20 protein-coding genes are annotated in these 20912 nt (G+C 74.0%); 13 read left to right on the top strand and 7 right to left on the bottom strand.

Annotated features, from left to right (window positions below; all coding sequences use genetic code 11):
* The 5 genes from A4V12_RS32980 to cobC form a co-directional block, all read left to right on the top strand.
* A partial coding sequence (locus A4V12_RS32980; protein ID WP_159028986.1) for a vWA domain-containing protein occupies nucleotides 1–870 on the top strand: 870 nt, incomplete at its 5' end.
* Nucleotides 870–1478 carry a cob(I)yrinic acid a,c-diamide adenosyltransferase gene (gene cobO, locus A4V12_RS32975; protein WP_064073160.1) on the top strand — a complete coding sequence of 203 codons (609 nt, stop codon included), beginning with the start codon at nucleotides 870–872 and terminating at the stop codon, nucleotides 1476–1478. The genes A4V12_RS32980 and cobO, both read left to right, overlap by 1 nt.
* A complete protein-coding gene (locus A4V12_RS32970; RefSeq protein WP_064073159.1) occupies nucleotides 1472–2809 on the top strand; it encodes a cobyrinate a,c-diamide synthase in 1338 nt (445 codons plus the stop codon). The genes cobO and A4V12_RS32970 overlap by 7 nt, the downstream gene beginning before the upstream one ends.
* Nucleotides 2806–3225: a cobalamin biosynthesis protein gene (locus tag A4V12_RS39345; protein ID WP_064073158.1), complete on the top strand. Its 420-nt coding sequence runs from the start codon at nucleotides 2806–2808 to the stop codon at nucleotides 3223–3225. Before A4V12_RS32970 ends, A4V12_RS39345 begins: the two co-directional genes overlap by 4 nt.
* 78 nt (nucleotides 3226–3303) lie before the next feature.
* Nucleotides 3304–4371 (top strand): Rv2231c family pyridoxal phosphate-dependent protein CobC, encoded by a 1068-nt coding sequence (cobC, locus tag A4V12_RS32960; RefSeq protein WP_064073182.1) that lies wholly within the window; start codon nucleotides 3304–3306, stop codon nucleotides 4369–4371.
* A 4-nt stretch (nucleotides 4372–4375) separates the two neighbouring features.
* Here the strand turns inward: cobC and A4V12_RS32955 are convergent, their stop codons facing one another.
* The 3 genes from A4V12_RS32955 to A4V12_RS32945 form a co-directional block, all read right to left on the bottom strand.
* Nucleotides 4376–6130, bottom strand: a complete 1755-nt coding sequence (locus A4V12_RS32955; RefSeq protein ID WP_064073157.1) for a caspase family protein — start codon at nucleotides 6128–6130, stop codon at nucleotides 4376–4378.
* 13 nt (nucleotides 6131–6143) lie between these two features.
* A complete protein-coding gene (locus tag A4V12_RS32950) occupies nucleotides 6144–6530 on the bottom strand; it encodes a hypothetical protein (RefSeq protein WP_064073156.1) in 387 nt (128 codons plus the stop codon).
* 137 nt (nucleotides 6531–6667) lie between these two features.
* The gene (locus A4V12_RS32945; RefSeq protein WP_064073155.1) at nucleotides 6668–7612 is read right to left on the bottom strand and encodes an SCO1860 family LAETG-anchored protein; all 945 of its coding nucleotides are present in this window, start codon (nucleotides 7610–7612) and stop codon (nucleotides 6668–6670) included.
* Between the two features lie 332 nt (nucleotides 7613–7944).
* Here A4V12_RS32945 and A4V12_RS32940 point away from each other — a divergent pair, with 332 nt between their 5' ends.
* Nucleotides 7945–9990, top strand: a complete 2046-nt coding sequence (locus A4V12_RS32940) for a penicillin acylase family protein (RefSeq protein WP_064073154.1) — start codon at nucleotides 7945–7947, stop codon at nucleotides 9988–9990.
* A complete protein-coding gene (locus tag A4V12_RS32935) occupies nucleotides 9987–10553 on the top strand; it encodes a GNAT family N-acetyltransferase (protein WP_064073153.1) in 567 nt (188 codons plus the stop codon). The genes A4V12_RS32940 and A4V12_RS32935 overlap by 4 nt, the downstream gene beginning before the upstream one ends.
* Here A4V12_RS32935 and A4V12_RS32930 read toward each other — a convergent pair.
* Nucleotides 10543–11628: an amidohydrolase family protein gene (locus tag A4V12_RS32930; protein WP_064073181.1), complete on the bottom strand. Its 1086-nt coding sequence runs from the start codon at nucleotides 11626–11628 to the stop codon at nucleotides 10543–10545. The genes A4V12_RS32935 and A4V12_RS32930 overlap by 11 nt on opposite strands.
* Before the next feature lie 68 nt (nucleotides 11629–11696).
* Here A4V12_RS32930 and A4V12_RS32925 point away from each other — a divergent pair, with 68 nt between their 5' ends.
* On the top strand, nucleotides 11697–12812 hold the full coding sequence (locus tag A4V12_RS32925; protein ID WP_064073152.1) for a pyridoxal-phosphate-dependent aminotransferase family protein: 1116 nt from the start codon (nucleotides 11697–11699) through the stop codon (nucleotides 12810–12812).
* Between the two features lie 81 nt (nucleotides 12813–12893).
* On the opposite strand, the gene A4V12_RS32920 is transcribed toward A4V12_RS32925, so the two are convergent.
* A complete protein-coding gene (locus A4V12_RS32920; RefSeq protein WP_234372427.1) occupies nucleotides 12894–13862 on the bottom strand; it encodes a LysR family transcriptional regulator in 969 nt (322 codons plus the stop codon).
* A gap of 639 nt (nucleotides 13863–14501) precedes the next feature.
* Between A4V12_RS32920 and ectA the strand changes: the two genes are divergently transcribed.
* From ectA to thpD, 4 genes are all read left to right on the top strand, one after another.
* Nucleotides 14502–15047: a diaminobutyrate acetyltransferase gene (gene ectA, locus A4V12_RS32915; protein WP_199831446.1), complete on the top strand. Its 546-nt coding sequence runs from the start codon at nucleotides 14502–14504 to the stop codon at nucleotides 15045–15047.
* A gap of 268 nt (nucleotides 15048–15315) precedes the next feature.
* Entirely contained in the window at nucleotides 15316–16584 is a 1269-nt protein-coding gene (gene ectB / locus A4V12_RS32910; RefSeq protein WP_064073150.1) for a diaminobutyrate--2-oxoglutarate transaminase, read from the top strand.
* Between the two features lie 86 nt (nucleotides 16585–16670).
* Nucleotides 16671–17069 carry an ectoine synthase gene (locus A4V12_RS32905; RefSeq protein WP_064073149.1) on the top strand — a complete coding sequence of 133 codons (399 nt, stop codon included), beginning with the start codon at nucleotides 16671–16673 and terminating at the stop codon, nucleotides 17067–17069.
* Between the two features lie 3 nt (nucleotides 17070–17072).
* On the top strand, nucleotides 17073–17954 hold the full coding sequence (gene thpD, locus A4V12_RS32900; RefSeq protein ID WP_064073148.1) for an ectoine hydroxylase: 882 nt from the start codon (nucleotides 17073–17075) through the stop codon (nucleotides 17952–17954).
* Nucleotides 17955–18088: 134 nt separating this feature from the next.
* On the opposite strand, the gene A4V12_RS32895 is transcribed toward thpD, so the two are convergent.
* Nucleotides 18089–19171: an alkene reductase gene (locus A4V12_RS32895; protein WP_064073147.1), complete on the bottom strand. Its 1083-nt coding sequence runs from the start codon at nucleotides 19169–19171 to the stop codon at nucleotides 18089–18091.
* 121 nt (nucleotides 19172–19292) lie between these two features.
* On the opposite strand from A4V12_RS32895, the gene A4V12_RS32890 reads away from it, so the two are divergent.
* Nucleotides 19293–19910 (top strand): MarR family winged helix-turn-helix transcriptional regulator, encoded by a 618-nt coding sequence (locus A4V12_RS32890; protein WP_064073146.1) that lies wholly within the window; start codon nucleotides 19293–19295, stop codon nucleotides 19908–19910.
* Here the strand turns inward: A4V12_RS32890 and A4V12_RS32885 are convergent.
* Nucleotides 19862–20905: an aminotransferase class V-fold PLP-dependent enzyme gene (locus A4V12_RS32885; RefSeq protein WP_064073145.1), complete on the bottom strand. Its 1044-nt coding sequence runs from the start codon at nucleotides 20903–20905 to the stop codon at nucleotides 19862–19864. The genes A4V12_RS32890 and A4V12_RS32885 overlap by 49 nt on opposite strands.
* Between the last annotated feature and the right edge of the window lie 7 nt (nucleotides 20906–20912).

Below are 20912 nucleotides of genomic sequence, written 5' to 3'. Positions count from 1 at the left end.
CCCGCGCCCGCCGCCGGCCCCGGCGCCGGTGAGCAGGCGCCCGTGAAGGCCGCCGAGCCGTTCCGCACGAAGGTGCTGAGCGTCCCGGGCCTGGGCGAAGGGGCGGCGGGCCGCCGCTCCCGGGCGCGTACCGAGCACGGCAGGACGACCGGGGCGCGCCGGCCCCGGGGGACGCTGACCAAGCTGCACCTGGCGGCGACCGTGCAGGCGGCCGCCCCGCACCAGCGGGCGCGCGGCCGGTCGGGCCCCGGGCTGGTCGTCCGCCGTGACGACCTGCGGCAGGCGACCCGCGAGGGGCGCGAGGGAAACCTGGTGCTGTTCGTGGTGGACGCCTCGGGTTCGATGGCGGCCCGGCAGCGGATGGGCGCGGTGAAGGGTGCCGTGCTGTCCCTGCTGCTCGACGCCTACCAGCGGCGCGACAAGGTGGGGCTGGTGACCTTCCGGGGCGCGTCGGCCGACCTGGCGCTGCCACCCACGTCGTCGGTCGACGCGGCGGCGGCCCGGCTGGAGCAGTTGCCGACCGGGGGGCGCACGCCGCTCGCGGCCGGGCTGCTGAAGGCGCACGACGTGCTGCGGGTGGAGCGGCTGCGCGACCCGGCGCGCCGCCCGCTGCTGGTCGTCGTCACGGACGGCCGGGCGACGGGCGGGCCGGAGCCGGTGGCGCTGGCCGCGCGGGCGGCCGGGCTGCACGCGGCGGAGGGGACCGCCTCGGTGGTCGTGGACTGCGAGACCGGGCCGGTCCGGCTGGGCATGGCCGCCGAACTGGCCGGTCGCCTCGGCGGCACCGCCGTCACACTGGACGAGCTGCGGGCGGACGCCATCGCGGGTCTCGTCAGGGATGTCAGAGCAACTACCGGGAGGGCCGCTTAATGCCGCAGGGACAGCCGACCGTCGTACCGGACGACGGTCTCACCACCCGTCAGCGCCGCAACCGCGCGCTGGTGATGGTGCACACGGGCGTGGGCAAGGGGAAGTCGACCGCCGCCTTCGGCATGGCGCTGCGCGCCTGGAACCAGGGCTGGCCGATCGGGGTCTTCCAGTTCGTCAAGTCCGCCAAGTGGAAGGTCGGCGAGGAGAACGCCCTCAAGGCGCTCGGCGAGACCGGCAAGGGCGGCACCGTCACCTGGAACAAGATGGGCGAGGGCTGGTCCTGGATCCAGCGCGACCCCAAGGACGGCGAGCAGTCGCACGAGGACAAGGCCCGCGAGGGCTGGGAGCAGGTCAAGCGGGACCTCGCCGAGGAGCGGTACAAGTTCTACGTCCTCGACGAGTTCGCCTACCTGCTGCACTGGGGCTGGATCGACACCGCGGAGGTCGTCGAGGTGCTGAGGAACCGGCCCGGTCAGCAGCACGTGGTGATCACCGGCCGCAACGCGCCCGCCGAACTGTGCGCCTTCGCCGACCTGGTCACCGACATGTCCAAGGTCAAGCACCCGATGGACGCGGGTCAGAAGGGCCAGCGGGGCATCGAGTGGTAGCACGTCTCGTCATCGCCGCGCCCTCGTCGGGCGCGGGCAAGACCACGGTGGCGACCGGCCTGATGGCCGCGTTCGCCGGCCGTGGTCTCGCGGTGTCCCCGCACAAGGTGGGCCCCGACTACATCGACCCGGGCTACCACGCGCTCGCCACCGGCCGCCCGGGCCGCAACCTCGACGCGTACATGTGCGGTACGGGCCTGATCGCGCCGCTCTTCGCGCACGGGTCGCGCGGCTGCGACCTGGCGGTCGTCGAGGGCGTGATGGGGCTGTACGACGGTGCGGCCGACCAGGGGGAGCTGGCGTCCACGGCCCAGGTGGCCAAGTTGCTGAAGGCACCGGTGGTGCTGGTGGTGGACGCCTCCTCGCAGTCACGGTCGGTGGCGGCGCTGGTGCACGGGTTCGCGTCCTGGGACCCGGAGGTGCGGATCGGCGGGGTCATCCTCAACAAGGTGGCCACCGACCGGCACGAGCACCTGCTGCGGGAGGCGCTGGGCGAGTCCGGCGTACCGGTGCTGGGGGTGCTGCGGCGCGCCCCGGCGGTGTCGACGCCGTCGCGGCACCTGGGCCTGGTGCCGGTCGCCGAGCGGCAGGCGGCGGCCGTGGAGGCGGTCGCGGCGCAGGCGGAGCAGGTGCGGGCGGGGTGCGACCTGGAGGCGCTGCTGGCGCTGGCCCGGTCGGCGCCGCCGCTGCCGGCCGCGCCCTGGGAGCCGGCCCTGGAGCCGGTCGCCGGGCGGCCGGTGGTGGCCGTCGCCGGCGGGGCCGCGTTCACCTTCTCGTACGCGGAGCACGCGGAGCTGCTGACGGCGGCGGGCGCTGAGGTGGTGGCGTTCGACCCGCTGCGGGACGAGGAGCTGCCCGAGGGGACGCGCGGGCTGGTGATCGGCGGCGGGTTCCCGGAGATGTACGGGGCCGAGCTGTCGGAGAACGCCCGGCTGCGGAAGGCGGTCGCGGAACTGGCGGCGTCCGGGGCGCCGGTCGCCGCCGAGTGCGCGGGGCTGCTGTACCTGGCGCGGTCGCTGGACGGCCGGCCGATGTGCGGGGTGCTGGACGCGGAGGCGCGGATGTCGCAGCGGCTGACGCTGGGCTACCGGGACGCGGTCGCGGTGAGCGACAGTCCGCTGGCGGCGGCCGGGACGCGGATGCGGGGGCACGAGTTCCACCGCACGGTGATCGAGCCGGGTGCGGGCGCGGCGCCCGCGTGGGGGCTGCGGCAGCCGGAGCGCCGTGTGGAGGGCTTCGTACAGGGCGGGGTGCACGCGAGTTACGTGCACACGCACTGGGCGGCCGTGCCGGAGGCGGCCCGGCGGTTCGCGGAGCACTGCGCGCGATGACGGTGGTGGTCGGGGTGGGGGCCGGGCGGGGCGTGACCGCCGGCGCGGTGCTCGCGCTGATCGAGGCGACGCTGCGCGAGGCGGGGCTGCCGCTGTCCGCGGCGGACGAGCTGGCGACCGTCGACTCCAAGGCGGACGAGGCGGGGATCGTCGAGGCGGCGGCCCGGCTCGGTGTGCCGCTGCGCACCCGCCCGGCGCGGGAGTTGGCGCTGGTCGCCGTACCGCATCCGTCGGACGCGGTGCTGGCGGCGGCCGGGACGCCGTCGGTGGCGGAGGCGGCGGCGCTGGCGGACGGCGGCCAACTGCTCGTCCCCAAGCGGACGTCGGTGGAGGAGCGGGTGACATGTGCGGTGGCGCGCAGGCGATTGTTGAATGTGGGTCACGGGTACACCGGTGGGGAGACACCGGAGTGTTAGACCCTGTTCATGGAGCGCTTCCGGGAGACCTCGCGTCTCCCGTCCCCCACCCCCCACTTCACCCACACGCTGGCGGCCATGTATACGCACACCGACACTCACGATCTGCGGCACCACGGTGACGCGGAGGTCCGGGACGACAAGCTGACCGATCTCGCGGTCAACGTCCGGACGAACACCCCGCCCGACTGGTTGCGGGAGAGGATCGCGGCCTCGCTGACCGGGCTCGCGGCCTACCCGGACGGCCGGGCGGCGCGGGCCGCCGTGGCGGCGCGGCACGACCTGCCCACCGAGCGGGTCCTGCTGACGGCCGGTGCCGCGGAGGCGTTCGTGCTGCTGGCGCGGGCGCTGCCGGCACGCCGTCCGGTGGTGGTGCACCCGCAGTTCACGGAGCCGGAGGCGGCGCTGCGGGACGCGGGCCACGAGGTGCGGCGCGTGCTGCTGCGCGAGGAGGACGGGTTCCGGCTGGACCCGGCGGCGGTCCCGGAGGACGCCGACCTGGTGGTGGTCGGCAACCCGACGAACCCGACGTCGGTGCTGCACCCGGCCGCCCTGCTGGCGCGGCTCGCCCGGCCGGGCCGGACCCTGGTGGTGGACGAGGCGTTCATGGACGCCGTGCCCGGGGAGCGGGAGGCGCTGGCGGGCCGGACGGACGTGCCGGGGCTGGTGGTGCTGCGCAGCCTCACCAAGACGTGGGGCCTGGCCGGGCTGCGGATCGGCTATGTGCTGGCCGATCCGGGGACGGTGGCGGCACTGGAGCGGGCGCAGCCGCTGTGGCCGGTGTCGTCGCCGGCGCTGGCGGCCGCCGAGGCGTGCATGTCGCGGGCGGCGCTGGCGGAGGCGGAGCACGCCGCGCACCGGATCGCGGCGGACCGGGCCCATCTGCTGGCGGGTCTGGCGGAGTTCGACGAGGTGCGGACGGTGGCGGCGGCGGAGGGCCCGTTCGTGCTGGTCCGCACGGAGCGCGCGGACGTGGTGCGGGAGCGGCTGCGGTCGCTGGGGTTCGCGGCGCGGCGGGGCGACACGTTCCCGGGGCTGGGGCCGCAGTGGCTGCGGCTCGCGGTACGGGACCGGGTGACGACGAACCGGTTCCTCCAGGCGCTCGACCAGGCACTGGTGATGGCGGGGCACGCGGAGGGCCCCTGACGCGTCAGCCCGCTCTGGCGGCGATCATCACGGCGATCACGGCCAGCACGGCGAGGACGCACACCGGCAGGGCGAGCACCTTCGCCGACCAGTTGAGCAGGCTGGTGGCGGCGGCCCGCTGTCTGCCGTAGAGGCCGGGCGAGGTGCGCAGGTCGTAGCGGGAGGCGCCGAGGAGGATCAGCGAGACCACGGCCAGGACCAGGCACACCACCAGGTCGCGGGTGGACTCGCGCGCGAGGTGGTCCTGGAGGTTGACCCAGGTCTCCCCCGCCTGCGCGAGCCGCGCGGCCTCGACGGCGGCCTTGATGCCGATGGCGAGGGAGGCGATGGCCGCGGCCAGGGCGGCGACGGCGATCGCCGGTGCGCGGTACGCCTTGAGGCCGGTCGGTTGGTGCGGGGGATCCGGCCGGGGCGGCGGCTCGGGCGGACGCGGGGGTGGGGGTGGGTCCCATACGGGTGGGGGGTGCGGCGGCTCGGGCGGGGGCTCAGCCGGCACCGTGTCTGCCGCCGCCCGCACTTCCGCCTCCACGTGGACCACCGCTTCGCCCGCGTAGCCCTTGAGCAGGATGTCGCCGGTGACCGGCCCCGGGTCGGCCGTGTCGAGGGTGACGTCGAGACCGTCCCCCGACGGCGTCGCGTGCAGCCGGTCGGACTCGGTGCGCGGGGTGCAGGCGCGGGCCAGCGGTGGCCCGAGCAGGCGTACGTGCCGCAGGGGCGGAACGGCGTGCTGGTACACCGGGTCGAAGCGCAGGTCGGCCGGGTCGGGGGTGATCCGGACGGCGTCGAGGGCATGGGCGGCCTCCTCGGCGACGGTCTGGATGTCGTTGCGGGCGACCTCCGTGAGAGCGGCGTGGGCCCCGGCGGCGATGGCCGGATCGGTGTGCTGCATACGGGAGCGGAGCTCGGTGACGGCGCCCAGCCGGATGAGCACCTCCTCGCTGGCCAGTGCGGCCCGGAAACGCTCGGGGAGCGGCTGCGGGACGAGCCGGCGCCGGTCGCTGCGGGCCAGGTACAGATCGCCCTGGAGGTCGGACTTGCAGCGCGGGTTCTGGTTCCGGTTCTCCTGGACCACCCGGTTGTGGACGTAGTCGTACAGCTCGTTCAGGGAGACCCTGCCGTCCTCGTTGCGGTCCGCCTCCCCGGTGGCGAGTCCGGACACCAGGGCGCTGGTGAAGATGGACGGCTTCGGATGCCCCTCGTCGGCGAGCCGGGCGCCCTCGAAGGCGTACTCCATGGAGTCGGAGGCGGTGACGACCGCCCACCCGCGTCCGCCGCGGCCGAGCTTCTCGCCGGCGAAGTTCTCCAGCGCGTGGACGTCGCCGGCGGCGCGGGCGACGGTACCGGGCGAGAAGGCCCCGCCGTAGCAGCAGTCGAGGAACAGCACGGTGGTGCCCGCCCGGGTGTCCGCCATGCAGTCCTGGACGAATCCGGAGGCTATTCCGGTGGCCTTGAGGCGCTTCGGACGGGTGTCGGGTGCCGCGAAGAACAATTCTCCCGATTCGCTTTTCAGCCCGTGGCAGGAGAAATGGAGCAGCAGCGTGTCACCGGTCCTGCGTTCGGCGAAGAAGTCCTCTATGCGGCTGCGGACGACGTAAGACGGTTCATTGCGCACGATGTTCACCTGGAAACCGCCGATCCGGGGGTTTCCGAGGACTTCGGCGAGGGCCTCCGCGTCCGCGGCGGGGGACGTCAGCTTCTGCAGGCCGCCTTCCTGATAATCGTCGTTGGCGATGATCAGGGCGTACCGGGAGTCGTCCATGGGGTGCCTCGGGTCATGCCCCGACGGTGGAGTGCTTGGCGATGAACGCTTCGAAGGCCTCGGTGACTTGGTCCGGTGACGCTTCGGAGATCTCCAGCACGTCGCCGTCCATCGTCAGCCGCATGGACGGACGTGCTTCCTGGAACCGGGACCACCAGCCGTGGAGGACGGCGGCGACCTGCCGTACGGCGGTGGCGGACTGCCCGAGGGTGACCAGCAGCGCGCCGATCTCCATCGGTCCGAAGGCCCGCGCGCCGGCCGGGACTTCCTCGGCGGGAAGGGCCTCGACGTCGTCCACTTCGAGCTGGAGCAGTTCCCTGCGGAGATTGCCGGTCATCCGGTCGATCCGCGCGGGATCGGTTCCCTCCTCGAAAAGGTGAATCTGCAACTGCTTTTCCATGGCCGCCCCTTCCTTCCTGTCAGGGGCAGGGTGTCCCTCCATTCCAGTCTGTGCGCTCATCGGCATTGCCGCAAGAATCACCGGAAAGCGCACGGTGTTCGCCCGTCCCCCGGGGGAGAACACCGTGCGCCGCCGCGTCAGCCGCGGGCGCGCGCCGCGCGGGCGCGGCGGGTGAGGGCCAGGGCGCCGGCGCCGCCCGCGAGGAGGGCGAGGGAGCCGCCCGCCAGGTAGGGCGTCAGCGAACTCCCGCCCGTCTCGGCGAGGTTGGCCTCCGGCGGCTCGCCGGCCGTCTGGGGCCGGACGTCGGCGGGCTTCGCGGCGGCGGGCGCGGTGGGGGCGGCCGGGGCGGCGGCCGCGGCGGGGGCCTTCGGGGACTCGCAGGTGGCCTCGGCGAGCGTGATCGTGCCGGTGACGTCGGCGACGTTCGCCTTCAGCGGGTTCACCGACACCGTGAGGGCCAGGGCGGTGGCGGCGGCGGTACGGGAGGTGGTGCGGGTGTCGGACAGGGTGAGCGTCACCTCGCCGACACCGGGGACCTCGACCTTCGTGGGGCCGCCGGCGGTGAGCGTGACGCGCTTGCCGAGGACGGTGACACGGCCCTGCACGTTCGCCTCGGCGACCGGCTGCCCGCCGGCCTCGCACAGGGCGCGTGCGGTGACCTTCTCGAGCTCGATCAGGGACAGCAGGGGCAGGCCGGGGACGTGCACCTTCGCGCGTGCGAGCTCGGTGCGCCCCTCTCCGCGGCGTCCGTCCGCGGTGGCCTGCGCGGTGGCGACGTCGGCCATGAGGACGCTGACCGGCCTGCCCTGCTCGACGCCGTCCAGGGTGACCGTGAGCGCCGTTCTGCGGGCGCTCGCGGGCGCCTGGACCTCGTTGAGGGTGGCCGTGAGCGGCACGTGGACGGCCTTGTTCAGCAGGGCGACGTCCAGGTCGGTGCGGAGGACGACCGCGCTCGCGCGCCCCTCTCCCCCGGTGGCGTGCGCGGCGGGCGCGGTGAGGAGCGCGGGTCCGGCGGCGAACGCCGCGACGGCGGCGGCGATGGTGCGGCGGCGGGCGGACGGGCGCGAGGTGGTGCTGTTCACGGTGGTGGAACCCCCACAGGAGACAGGGCGCCGCCGGCGCGCTCATGGGGAACGCACGAGCGGAGCGGCGCGGGACACCGGAATCTTTACGCACGGAGAGTGAAGTGGCGTGAACCTGACGTGAGTTCACCCCAAAGGGGGGTTTCCGTTCCCATATTCGAATCTTCCGGCGCAGATGTTCGCCATATCCCCACCCCGCACACAAAAAGGGAGAAACGATCAACGATCGACAGCGCCCGACCGTCACGGGCCGTCAACACGGGCTCCGGATTGCTTCTCGCACGACCGTGCTTTAAGTTAGGCCAGCCTAACCTAAAGAGATCGGGACAAGAGTGAGCATCGAGGTCTACCGGGACACCTGGGGCATCCCGCATCTCCGCGCCGCCGACGCGCACGAACTCAGCCGGGCGCAGGGCCGCACCACCGCCCTGGACCGGGCCTGGCAGCTCGAGGTCGAACGGCACCGCGCCCAGGGGACGACGGCCGCCTTCCTGGGCGCCGAGGCCGTCGAGTGGGACGTCTTCGCCCGCCGCGCCCGCCTGGCCGACACCGCCCGCCGCTGCTTCGACGCCCTCGACGAGCCGACCCGCACCTGGGTGTGCGCCTACGTCGACGGGGTCAACGCCGGACTCGCGGCGGGCGCCCGCCGCTCCCCCGAGTTCGCCGCCACCGGACTGGCCCCCGGGCGCTGGGAACCCTGGACCCCGCTCGCCGTCTGGCTGTCGACGCACATCCTCTTCGCGGGCTTCCCCACCAAGCTGTGGCGCGACCACGTCGCCCGCCGGCTCGGCGAGGAGTACGCCGAGCTGTTCGCCACCGACGCCCCCGGCACCACGGGCAGCAACGGCTGGCTGGTGACCGGCGACCGCACCGCCACCGGGGCCGCGCTCATCGCGGGCGACCCGCACCGGTTCATCGAGGCGCCCGGCGTGTACCAGCAGATCCGGCTGGCCTGCCCCGAGTTCGACGTCGTCGGGCTCGCCGTGCCCGGCGTACCGGGCCTCGCCCACTTCGGGCACACCGGCACGGTCGCCTGGGCGATCACCAACGCCATGGCCGACTACCAGGACCTGTACCGCGAGCGGTTGCGGCGCACCGCGGACGGCACGGTGGAGGCACAGGGACCGGACGGCTGGGCGCCCGCCCGCGTCCACACCGAGACCATCGAGGTCAAGGACGCCGGCCCGGTCGAGGTCGAGGTGATCGAGACCGAGCGCGGACCCGTCGTCATCGACGGGCCGGACGACGTGATCAGCCTGCGCCACCCGCCGCGCGTCACGCACGAACTGGGCTTCTCCGCCCTGCCCGCGCTGCTCGCCGCCCGCACCGTCGACGACGTCGACCGGGCGTTCGACACCTGGGTGGAGCCCGTCAACGTCGTCCAGGCCGCCGACACCCTCGGCGGCACCCTCCACCGGACCGCCGGCCACGTCCCGCTGCGCCACCACGACAACCGGCTGCGCGTCGTCCCCGCCTGGGAGCCCGGCCACGAATGGCGCGGCGCCCACGCGCCGATGCCCCGCCGACCGGTCGACGGCGTCGCGGTGATGGCGAACGCGCGCGGGCTGGCGAGCCCGCTGGGCGTCGAGTTCGCCCCGCCGCACCGGGCCGACCGCATCGCCCATCTGCTCGGCGAGCGGAAGAACTGGACCGCCCCCGACATGGCGGCCGTCCACACCGACACCCATCTGGCCTCGGCACGCCCCCTGTTGTCCCTCGTGGCGGGCCTGGCCGACCTCGGCCTCGAGGCGCGCGAGCTGCGCGACCGGCTGCTGTGCTGGAACCGCCGCATGGCGGCCGACAGCACGGACGCCGCCGTCTTCGCGGCCGTGCGCGGGGCGGTCGTGCGCCGCCTCGCCGCGCACCCCGCGCTCGCCGTGCTGGCCGAACCCCCCGCGTACCCGGCGCTCTTCCAGCCCTGGCTGGCCCTGGTGCCCCGTGTCGCCTACGCCCTGGAGACCCTGCTCACGGGCGGGCCGGTGCCGGAGGCCGACCGGCTGGCGGCGGTCCGCGCCGCCGTCGAGGAGGTGGCCGCGGCCCCTCCGCGGGAGCCGTGGGGCGCCACGCACCGCCTCGCGCCGTGGGCCGCGCTGCCCGACCCCGCCGACACGTGGCCGGGCCTGGACGGCGACCACGACTGCGTGCTGTCCACCTCCAGCGTGCCGGGCGTCACGGACCTCAGCGCCCGCGGCCCGGCCGCCCGCTACGTCTGGGACCTGGCGCGGCGCGAGGACAGCCTGTGGGTGGTGCCGCTCGGCGCCTCGGGCGTCCCCGGGGACCCGCACGGGCGCGACCAACTCCCCCTGTGGCTGCGGGGCGGACTCGCCCCCGTCGTCACCGACTGGAACCAGCTCACCGAGGAGCACGACACACCATGACCACGACTGAGTACGTCTTCGAGCAGGCCGTCGACGGCTTCGGGACGGTCCGTCTCGCCCGCGTCGACCCGGCGCGCGACGCGGAGCTGCTGCACGGCTGGGTCGGCGGGGAGCGCGCCCGGTTCTGGGGCATGCGGGAGACGACCGTCGACGACGTGCGGGAGATCTACGCGCACCTGGACACGCTGACCACGCACCACGCGTTCCTGGCGTACCGCGACGGCGTGCCGGTCGCGCTGTTCCAGACGTACGAGCCGGAGGCCGACCGGGTCAGCGAGTGCTACGAGGCCCGTCCGGGCGACATCGGTGTGCACCTGCTGATCGCGCCCACGGACGCGCCCGAGCGAGGCTTCTCCACGCACCTCGTCTCCGCGCTGATCTCGTACGCGATGGAGGGCCACGACCGGATCGTCGCGGAGCCGGACGCCGCCAACGACAAGGCGATCGCCCTGCTGGTGCGCAGCGGCTTCGAGCTCGGCCCCGAGGTGGTCCTGCCGGAGGTCGTGCTGCCCGAGGTGCACATCGCGCGGAAGCGCGCCCGGCTGCTCTTCCTCAGCCGATGACCCGGCCGGCGAGGATCACCCGCCGCGGCGCCGCGAGCATGCGGACGTCCGCGCGCGGGTCCTCGTCGTAGACCACCAGGTCGGCCGGGGCGCCCTCCTCCAGGGCGGGGCGCCCCAGCCAGGCCCTGGCTCCCCAGGTCGTCGCCGAGAGGGCGTCCAGCGGCGGGATGCCGGCGGTGACGAGTTCGGCGACCTCCTCGGCGACCAGGCCGTGCGCCAGGGAGCCGCCGGCGTCGGTGCCCACGAAGACGGGGACGCCCGCGTCGTACGCGGCGCGCACCGTGTCGTACCGGCGCTCGTGGAGCCGCCTCATGTGGCCGGCCCAGCGGGGGAACTTCGCCTCTCCGCCGTCGGCGAGCCGCGGGAACGTGGCGATGTTGACGAGCGTCGGCACGATGGCAACGCCCCGCTCGGCGAAGAGCGGGATGGTGTCCTCGGTCAGGCCCGTGGCGTGCTCGATGCAGTCGATCCCGGCCTCGACCAGGTCCCGCAGCGAGTCCTCGGCGAAGCAGTGGGCGGTGACGCGGGCGCCCAGCCGGTGCGCCTCGGCGATCGCCGCCTCGGCCTCGGCGCGGGGCCAGCAGGCGCCCAGGTCACCGGTGCCGCGGTCCAGCCAGTCGCCGACCAGCTTGACCCAGCCGTCGCCCCGCCGGGCCTCCCGGCCGACGTAGGCGACGAGGTCGGCGGGCTCGATCTCGTGGGCGTAGTTGCGGATGTAGCGGCGGGTGCGGGCGATGTGCCGGCCCGCGCGGATGATCCTCGGCAGGTCGTCGCGGTCGTCGATCCAGCGGGTGTCCGCCGGGGACCCGGCGTCCCGGATCAGCAGGGTGCCCGCGTCCCGGTCGGTGACCGCCTGCTTCTCGCTGGTGGCCGCGTCCACGGCACCGTGGGCGTCGAGGCCCACGTGGCAGTGCGCGTCGACCAGTCCGGGCAGCGCCCAGCCCCGTACCGTCCGCACGTCGCCGGCGTGCGCCGGCCGGTCGTAGGTGACGCGCCCGCCGACCACCCACAGCTCGTCCCGTACGTCCTGCGGGCCGGCCAGCACCCGTCCCGTCACATGCAGCACCACGCTCATGTCGAGCACTCTACGAGGGCGGAAGTACCCTCGGCGAAGCAGTCCGTACGTGAAGAGAAGAGACCTCCGTGAGCACCCCCGCGACGCACCCCTTCCTCGACCTGGCCCCGCTGACCGCCGACCGCTTCGCGGCGATCGAGCGGCGCGTGGCCGCGCTGCTGGCCACCGGGCAGGACGTGGTGATCACCCAGGGCGAGGCGCTGCTGCCGCTGGAGGGCTGCATCCGCAGCGGCGCCCGGCCCGGCTCGACGGCGCTGAACGTGGTGACGGGACCGTACGGGCAGACCTTCGGCGACTGGCTGCGCGACTGCGGGGCGACGGTGGTGGACCTGGAGGTGCCGTTCCACACGGCGGTGACCCCGGAGGGCGTCGCCGAGGCGCTGGAGCGCAACCCGGAGATCGACTTCGTGTCGCTGGTGCACGCCGAGGCGGCGACCGGCAACACCAATCCGGTCGCCGCGATCGGTGAGGTGGTCCGGGCGCACGGCGCGCTGTTCTACCTCGACGCGGTGGCCTCGATCGGCGCGGAGCCGGTGCTGCCGGACGCCTGGGGCGTGGACATGTGCGTCATCGGCGCGCAGAAGGCGATGGGCGGCCCGGCGGGCGTCTCGGCCGTGTCGGTCAGCACGCGCGCGTGGGAGCGGTTCGCGGCCAACCCGGCGGCGCCGCGCCGCTCGTACCTCTCCCTGCTGGACTGGAAGGAACGCTGGATCGACGGCGGCCGCAAGGCGCTGCTGCACGCCCCGGCGCAGCTGGAGATGCTGGCGCTGGAGGCGTGCCTGGAGCGCATCGAGGCGGAGGGCCTGGACGCGCTGATGGCCCGTCACGCGTCGGCCGCGGCGGCCACCCGCGCGGGGGTGCTCGCCCTCGGCGGCGGGCTGGAGCCGTATGTGTACGAGGCGAAGGACGCCGCCCCGGTGGCGACGACGCTGCGCACGCCGGCCGGGGTGGACGCCTCCGGACTCGTCGCCGCCGCGCTGGCCGCCGACCCGTCGCTGCCGCTCGCCGCGGGCGGCGGGGCACTGGCCAAGGAGATGGTGCGGGTCAACCACTACGGTCCGGACGCCGACCGGGGCGTCGTGGAGTCCTCGGTGGCGGCCCTCGGCGCGGCCCTCGGCCGGCTGACCGGCGCGCCCGTGGACCTCGCCGGCGCACGCCGGGCGGTCGCCGGGGCGTGGGAGTGACGCACGGCCGGTGACGGGCGCGGGGCCGGTGGTGGTGCGGGCCGCCGCCCCGGGGGGTGCCGCGGGGGCGGCGGGGCGCTGTCACTGGGGGACCGGGGCGGCCTCCCGGGTGAGGGGCGCGGTGCGGCGGGGCGCGGCGGGGGCGGGGGTGCCGGGGGCGGTCGCCGCCAGCGCGTCGAGCAGGGCCTGCACCGGCGGGGCGGGCGGGCGGTCGGCCGGGACGGCGAGCGAGACCGGGTAGGTGAGGCCGGGCAGGGTGCGGAAGGTGAGCCGGCCGGCCGGCAGCACCGCGCCGACCGGGTAGAACAGGGTCCAGGACGGCTCGGGGTGGGCGGCCAACTCGGTGAGCGTGTCCTGGAGGGTGGTGAACGGCGGGCCGGGCGTCCAGTCGGGCAGGGCGGCCGTCACCAGGTCGTGGAAGGCGGGGTTGGCGGCGCGCGGAACGAGCCTCAGGGGCAGCTTCGCGAGCCGGTCGAGGCTCGGCGGCTCGTCGTCGGCGAGTCCCAGCACGGCCGCGTGGGACGCGGGCAGCGCGGCGATCAGCGGGTCGGTCCACAGCGGGTGCAGGACCACCCCCTCGGCGTGCCGCACACCGCGCACGAGGGCCGCATCGAACGTCCCGGAGCGCACGGCGGCGAGGCGGGCCTCCTGGGGCGCCCGCTCCAGCCGCACGCGCAGTCCGGGCCGGCGGGCGGCCAGCGTGTCGAGGGCGCGGTAGACGCGGTCGGCGAAGGCCCGGGTGGTGCCGAGCCGCACCAGCCCCTCCGTCCCGGCGCTGATGCCGACCGCGGTGGCGCGGACCCGGGCGGCCGCGGCGAGCGCGGCGCGGGCCTCGGGCAGCAGCCGCTCACCCGCGGCGGTGAGCCGTACGTGGCGGGCGGCGCGGTCGAAGAGCCGCACGCCCAGTTCCCGCTCCAGCCGACCGACCTGCCGGCTCACCGAGTCGTGGACGGTGTGCAGCCGCTCGGCGGCCCGGCCGAAGCCGAGCTCCTCGGCGACCGCGATGAAGCACTCCAGCTGGCGCAGATCCACTTCCTGGCCCCCACCCATCACCGTTGATGATCACTGTTCCTCGTCAACCGCTCGACGGCCGCCTGTTCTTCCCCACATGTACGTGTTTCCGGCCCGCGCCCGGCGTCGAAACACAGGTACGGGCCAGGAGGCCGGAATGACTCACCCGGACGTGGTCACGGGGAGCGGGGGCACCGGCGCGGACGGGCCCGTTCCGCATGCGCGCGGAAGCGGCCCGCGCGCGGGGCGGGGTGGCCGGGCGAGGGCGACGGACGAGGGGACGGGAAACGTCCGGCGGGGCGACGCCGTACGACCGGCGGCCTTTCGGGACGACATGACATCCACTTCACGGGAACAATGAATCGGCATTGCCGGTCGAATACCGGCGGGTGTTTTATAAGGGGTAGCTTCCCGCATTCTTCTGCCCCGTTTCGCCGAGGTTAAACACCAAGATTTCATAAGGACGCCACGGGCAATTCGGGCACCCTGTCAAGCCGCTCACCTCCATGTGATCGACTCCACATTGCGTCCGTTTTGCCAGTATATATACGGGCAAAAATCGGCGCTGTGCGGCTTCCGCCCAGTTGATCTCGCGCCCGCGCGATAACACAGGCCACACGCTCGCCCAACCCCTGCCGCCGATGCAATTTCAGAAATTGCTGGGTAAGTTCAATCCGCATGACCGCCGCACAAGCAGACCTTGCAGGTGCCCGAAACGAATTCCACCGACCGGCCGCGCCGGCCATCGGTATAGACACCCCACGAGTGGAGGACGGAGCCGCGATATGGCGCATAGCCCGCGACTCCGAGGTCCTGGACCTCAACTCCTCGTACAGCTATCTGCTGTGGTGCCGTGACTTCGCCGCCACGTCCCTGGTGGCGCGCGGCGCCGACGGAGAGCCGATCGCCTTCGTCACGGGCTACATCAGGCCGCAGCGCCCGGAGACCCTGGTCGTCTGGCAGGTCGCCGTGGACCGGGCGCACCGCGGCCGCGGCCTGGCCGGCGTGCTGCTGGACGCGCTGACCGCGCGCGTGGCCGGACAGGGCGTCCGCACCGTGGAGACGACCGTCACACCGGACAACACCGCGTCGGACCGGCTCTTCACGTCGTACGCGGAGCGCCGGGGCGCGTCCCTGGAGCGCGAGGTGCTCTTCGACGGGGGGCTCTTCCCCGAGGGGACGCACGAGCCCGAGGTGCTGTACCGCATCGGCCCGATCGCCTGACCCGCACAGATCCGGAACCCGGCCCCGGCCCCGGACCGGGCCCGGACCCCTGAAAACCCGGAACCGTCCCGGACCGGAAGACCCGGCCCCCGGACCCGGACCCCGACGGGCAGCCCGGAACCGGGGCACCGGACGCACCCGAGCCGCGTCCGCCCGCCCCGTCCCCGGTCCCCCGCCCGCTCCGGACCCGCCGGCCCGCCCGGGGCCGCCCCCCCCCGCCGCCCTCACACGTACGTCCGAGACACCCCCACCGAGGAGACGAACCGCCGTGACCATCACCCCGCCCGCCCTGAGTGTCTTCGAGACCCTTGAGTCGGAGGTGCGCAGCTACTGCCGCGGTTGGCCCGCCGTGTTCGACCGTGCCCAGGGCGCCCGCCTCACCGACGAGGACGGGCACACCTACCTCGACTTCTTCGCCGGCGCCGGCTCGCTCAACTACGGGCACAACAACCCCGTGCTGAAACGCGCGCTGCTCGACTACATCGAGCGGGACGGCATCACCCACGGCCTGGACATGGCGACGACCGCGAAACGCGCGTTCCTGGAGTCGTTCCAGAACGTGATCCTGCGGCCGCGCGACCTGCCGTACAAGGTGATGTTCCCCGGCCCGACCGGCACCAACGCGGTGGAGGCCGCGCTGAAGCTGGCGCGCAAGGTGAAGGGGCGCGAGTCGATCGTGTCGTTCACCAACGCCTTCCACGGCATGTCGCTGGGGTCGCTCGCCGTCACCGGCAACGCGTTCAAGCGCGCCGGGGCCGGTATCCCGCTGGTGCACGGCACGCCGATGCCGTTCGACAACTACCTCGACGGCCAGGTCCCCGACTTCCTCTGGTTCGAGCGGCTCCTGGAGGACCAGGGCTCCGGGCTCAACAAGCCGGCCGCCGTGATCGTGGAGACCGTGCAGGGCGAGGGCGGCATCAACGTCGCCCGGCCCGAGTGGCTGCGGGCGCTGCGGGAGCTGTGCGACCGCCAGGACATGCTGCTGATCGTCGACGACATCCAGATGGGCTGCGGCCGTACGGGCGCCTTCTTCTCCTTCGAGGAGGCGGGCATCACGCCCGACATCGTCACCCTGTCGAAGTCGATCAGCGGCTACGGTCTGCCGATGTCGCTGTGCCTGTTCATGCCCGAACTGGACGTGTGGGGCCCCGGCGAGCACAACGGCACCTTCCGCGGCAACAACCCGGCCTTCGTCACCGCCACCGCCGCGCTCGACACCTACTGGGCCGACGGCCAGATGGAGAAGCAGACCATCACGCGCGGCGAGCAGGTCGAGCAGGCACTGCTGGCGATCTGCGACGAGAACTCCGCCTACGGCGCCCACTTCCGCGGCCGCGGCCTGGTCTGGGGCATGGAGTTCACCGACAAGTCCCGCGCCTCCGCCGTCTGCGCCCGCGCCTTCGAACTGGGCCTGCTGCTGGAGACCTCCGGCCCGCGCAGCGAGGTCGTCAAGCTGCTGCCCCCGCTGACCATCACCCCCGACGAGCTGGACGAGGGGCTGCGGACGCTGGCCCGCGCGGTCCGCGAGACCGCCTGAGCCCTCCCCGCACGACCACCACGACGCGCATGACGCGCACGACGCGCACGACCCGTACGGCCCGTACGAAAGGAAGTTGCACCACCGTGATCGTCCGATCGTTGAAGGACATCGAGAACACCGAGCGCCATGTGAAGGCGGCCTCCGGCACCTGGGAGTCCAAGCGCATCGTGCTCGCCAAGGAGAAGGTCGGCTTCTCGCTGCACGAGACCGTGCTGTACGCCGGGACCGAGACCTCCATGTGGTACGCCAACCACATCGAGGCCGTGCTCTGCGTCGAGGGCGAGGCCGAGCTGACCGACGACGAGACGGGCGAGACCCACTGGATCGAGCCCGGCACGATGTACCTGCTGGACGGCCACGAGCGCCACACCCTGCGCCCGAAGACCGACTTCCGGTGCGTGTGCGTGTTCAACCCTCCCGTCACCGGCCGGGAGGACCACGACGAGAACGGCGTCTATCCGCTGCTCACCGAGGAGGGCTGAACCATGACGACGACCACGACCGCCACCGTGCAGGACCTGTACCCCACCCGAGGCGCCAGTGAAGTGGTCACGCCCCGGCGGGACCCGGTCGTCTGGGGGCCGCTCACCCCGGAGCTGGAGTCCTTCGAGCGGGACGGGTTCCTCGCCGTCGACCAGCTGATCACCGACGACGAGGTCGCCGTCTACCGGGCCGAGCTGGACCGGCTCGTGACCGATCCGGCGATCCGCGCCGACGAGCGCTCGATCGTCGAGCCGAAGTCCCAGGACGTGCGGTCGGTCTTCGAGGTCCACCGGATCAGCGACGTCTTCGCCCGGCTGGTGCGCGACGAGCGCGTGGTGGGCCGGGCCCGCGAGATCCTCGGCTCGGACGTGTACGTCCACCAGTCGCGGATCAACGTGAAGCCGGGCTTCGGCGCCTCGGGCTTCTACTGGCACTCGGACTTCGAGACCTGGCACGCCGAGGACGGGCTGCCGCGGATGCGGACGGTGTCCGTGTCCATCGCGCTGACCGAGAACCTCGACACCAACGGCGGCCTGATGATCATGCCGGGGTCGCACCGGACGTTCCTGGGCTGCGCGGGCGAGACGCCGAAGGACAACTACAAGAAGTCGTTGCAGATGCAGGACGCGGGCACCCCCTCGGACGAGGCGCTGACCCGGTTCGCGGACGCGCACGGCATCCGGCTGTTCACCGGCCGGGCGGGCTCGGCGACCTGGTTCGACTGCAACGCGATGCACGGCTCGGGCGACAACATCACCCCGTTCCCCCGGAGCAACGTCTTCATCGTGTTCAACAGCGTGGAGAACACAGCGGTGGAGCCGTTCGCGGCGCCCGTCCGGCGGCCGGAGTTCATCGGGGCGAGGGACTTCACTCCGGTGCGGTGAGACCCGGCGCGGCGGGTACATGAGCGGAGGGGCGGGATCCGGGTGGGGTCCCGCCCCTCGTCGTGCCGCCCAAGCGCCGTGCCGTGCGGCCCGGTCCGCTCGTACCGCCCCCGCCCGTCGTACCGCCCCTGCCGCTACCGGACGGCCAGCGCGGGGTAGTCGGTGTAGCCGCGGTGGTCGCCGCCGTAGAACGTGGCCGTGTCCGGCGTGTTGTAGGGCCCGTTGGCCCGCAGCCGGGCCGGCAGGTCGGGGTTGGCGAGGAACAGGGCGCCGAACGCCACGAGGTCGGCCGTGCCGTCCTCGATCAGCGCCAGGTCCTCGGCGCTGGTCGGGCCCTCGGTGGCCGGGTTGAGCACCAGCGTGCCGGAGAACCGCTTGCGCAGCGCCAGGGTGAGCTCGCGGGTGGCCGGGGAGCTCTCCAGGACGTGCAGGTAGGCGAGGCCGAGCGGCTCCAGCTCGGTCACGAGCGCGGTGTACGCCTCCTCCGGCTCGGGCTCCTCGATGTCGTTGTAGGGGTTGCCGGGGGAGATCCGCAGGGCGGTGCGGGCGGCCCCGATCTCGGCGGCGACCGCTGAGACGACCTCGGCGGCGAAGCGGACGCGGTTCTCCACCGAGCCGCCCCAGGCGTCGGTGCGCCGGTTGGTGCCGGGCGCCAGGAACTGGTGGATCAGGTAGCCGTTGGCACCGTGCAGCTCGACGCCGTCGAAGCCGGCGGCAATGGCGTTGCGGGCGGCGGTCACGAAGTCCGCGATCGTGTCCCGTACCTCGGCGTCGGTGAGCTCGCGCGGGGTGACGAAGTCCTTGGGACCCTCGGCCGTCCAGACCTGGCCCCTGGCCGCCACGGCGGACGGCGCGACGGGGTGGAGGCCGCCGGGCAGGTCGGCGAGCAGGTCGGGGTGGCCGATGCGGCCGACGTGCATGAGCTGGGCGAAGATCCGGCCGCCCGCCGCGTGCACGGCGTCGGTGACCCGGCGCCAGGCGGCGGTCTGCTCCTCGCTGTGCAGTCCCGGGGTGTCGGAGTACCCCTGACCGACGGGCGAGGGCTGGATGCCCTCGGTGATGATCAGGCCGGCCGAGGCGCGCTGGGCGTAGTACTCGGCGGTGAGATCGGTCGGCACCCGCCCCGCCCCGGCGCGGCCCCGGGTCATCGGGGCCATGGCGATGCGGTTGGCGAGCGGCGTGCCGGACAGGTCGATGGGGTCGAAAGCGGTGGTCATCAGGGGCTCCCAAGCAATGTGTGGTCGGCCAAGTATTTCTGCCTGACGCCACTGTAACGCATTCATTGGCCGACCAAGGTAAAATCGGTGACGTCGACCGACCGTCCCCCGAGGAGACCCGATGTCCGGCCCGCAGCACCCTGAAGGAGGCGCCGAGCGCCCCGCCTGTCCCGACGCGGCGCCGCCCTCCGCCGCGCACTGCGGCCCCCTGAGCCACACCCTGTCCCGGGTGGCCCGGCTGCACCGCATCGCCGCGGGCAGGTTCCTGAAGGAGGCCGGGATCTACCCGGGCCAGGAGTTCGTGATGATGCACCTCTGGGAGTCCGGACCGGTGCGGCAGTCGGAGCTCATCAAGGTCGTCGACCTCGACCCCTCCACGGTCACCAAGATGCTCCAGCGCCTGGAGCAGTCGGGCCACGTACGCCGCTCCCCCGACCCCGCCGACCGGCGGGCCGTGCTGGTGGAGGCGACCGCCGCCAGCTGCACGCTGCACACGCAGGTGACGGAGGCCTGGGGGCGGCTGGAGGAGCTGACGCTCGCCGGGCTCGACGCGCACGAGCGCGCCGAGCTGGGGCGGCTCCTGGGCAGGGTCGAGGCGAACCTGTGCAAGGAGGCGCCGGGCTGCCCCGGCACGCCGCCCGCCCGGGACACCGGGCCGGGCACGGCCCGGGACACCCCGTCACACGCGGCTCAGGACAGCACGTCCAGCGCCCGGTCCACGTCGGCGGCCGAGTTGTAGAGGTGGAAGGCGGCCCGCAGGTTGCCGGCGCGGGCCGAGACGGCCACGCCCGCTCGCGCCAGTTCCGGCCGCCGCTCCCCCAGCCCCGGGACGGCGACGACGGCCGAGGTGCCGGGCACCGGCGGGTGCCCGAGGCCGGCCAGGCCCTCCCGGAAGCGGGCGGCGAGCGCCGTGGCGTGGGCATGCACGGCGTCGATCCCGATCTCGCCGAGCAGCGCCAGCGACTGCTCCGCGCCGTGGTACGAGAGGAAGGCGGGCGGCTCGTCGAACCGGCGGGCCGTGTCCGCGAGCCGCACGGCCGGGCCGTAGGGGTCGTCCAGGTCGGCCGCCGCGAACCAGCCCGCGTGGATGGGCACCAGCGACTCCTGGGCCTCCTCCGTCACGGTGAGGAACGACGCGCCCCGCGGGCACATCAGGAACTTGAACCCGCCCGTCACCGTGTAGTCGTACGCCCCCGCGTCCAGCGGCAGCCACCCCGCCGACTGGGTCGCGTCGAGGAGCGTGCGAGCCCCGTGCGCGGCCGCCGCCTCCCGTACCGCGGCCAGGTCGGCCACGCGCCCGTCCGCCGACTGGACCGAGGAGAAGGCGACCAGCGCGGTCCCCGGCCGCACCGCGTCGGCCAGGTCCTCCAGCGGCACGAACCGCGCCTTGAGGTCGCCGCGCGCCGCGAACGGCGTGATCACGGATCCGAAGTCGCCCTCCACGAAGAGGACTTCCGCCCCGGCCGGCAGGGAGCTCGCGACCAGGCCCACGTGGACGGCGACCGAACTGCCCACGGCGACCCGGTCGGGGTCCACGCCCGCCACCCGCGCGAACCCGCGGCGCGCGCCGTCCACGGCCTCGAAACTGCCGGAACCGCCGACCGTCCCGGCGGCCAGCCCGTCCGCCAGCGCGGTCACGGCGGCCACGGTCCGGCGGGGCAGCAGCCCGCAGCGAGAGGTGTCCAGGTACGTCCGTGTGGGGGCGAACTCGCCGCTGCCGAGAGGGGTTTCCATGCCCCCA

The sequence above is a fragment of the Streptomyces noursei genome, assembly GCF_001646665.1.
Classification (GTDB): Bacteria; Actinomycetota; Actinomycetes; order Streptomycetales; family Streptomycetaceae; genus Streptomyces; species Streptomyces lavendulocolor.
Note: the sequence above shows the minus strand (reverse complement) of the source record. Positions and strands in the feature narration are given on the sequence as shown.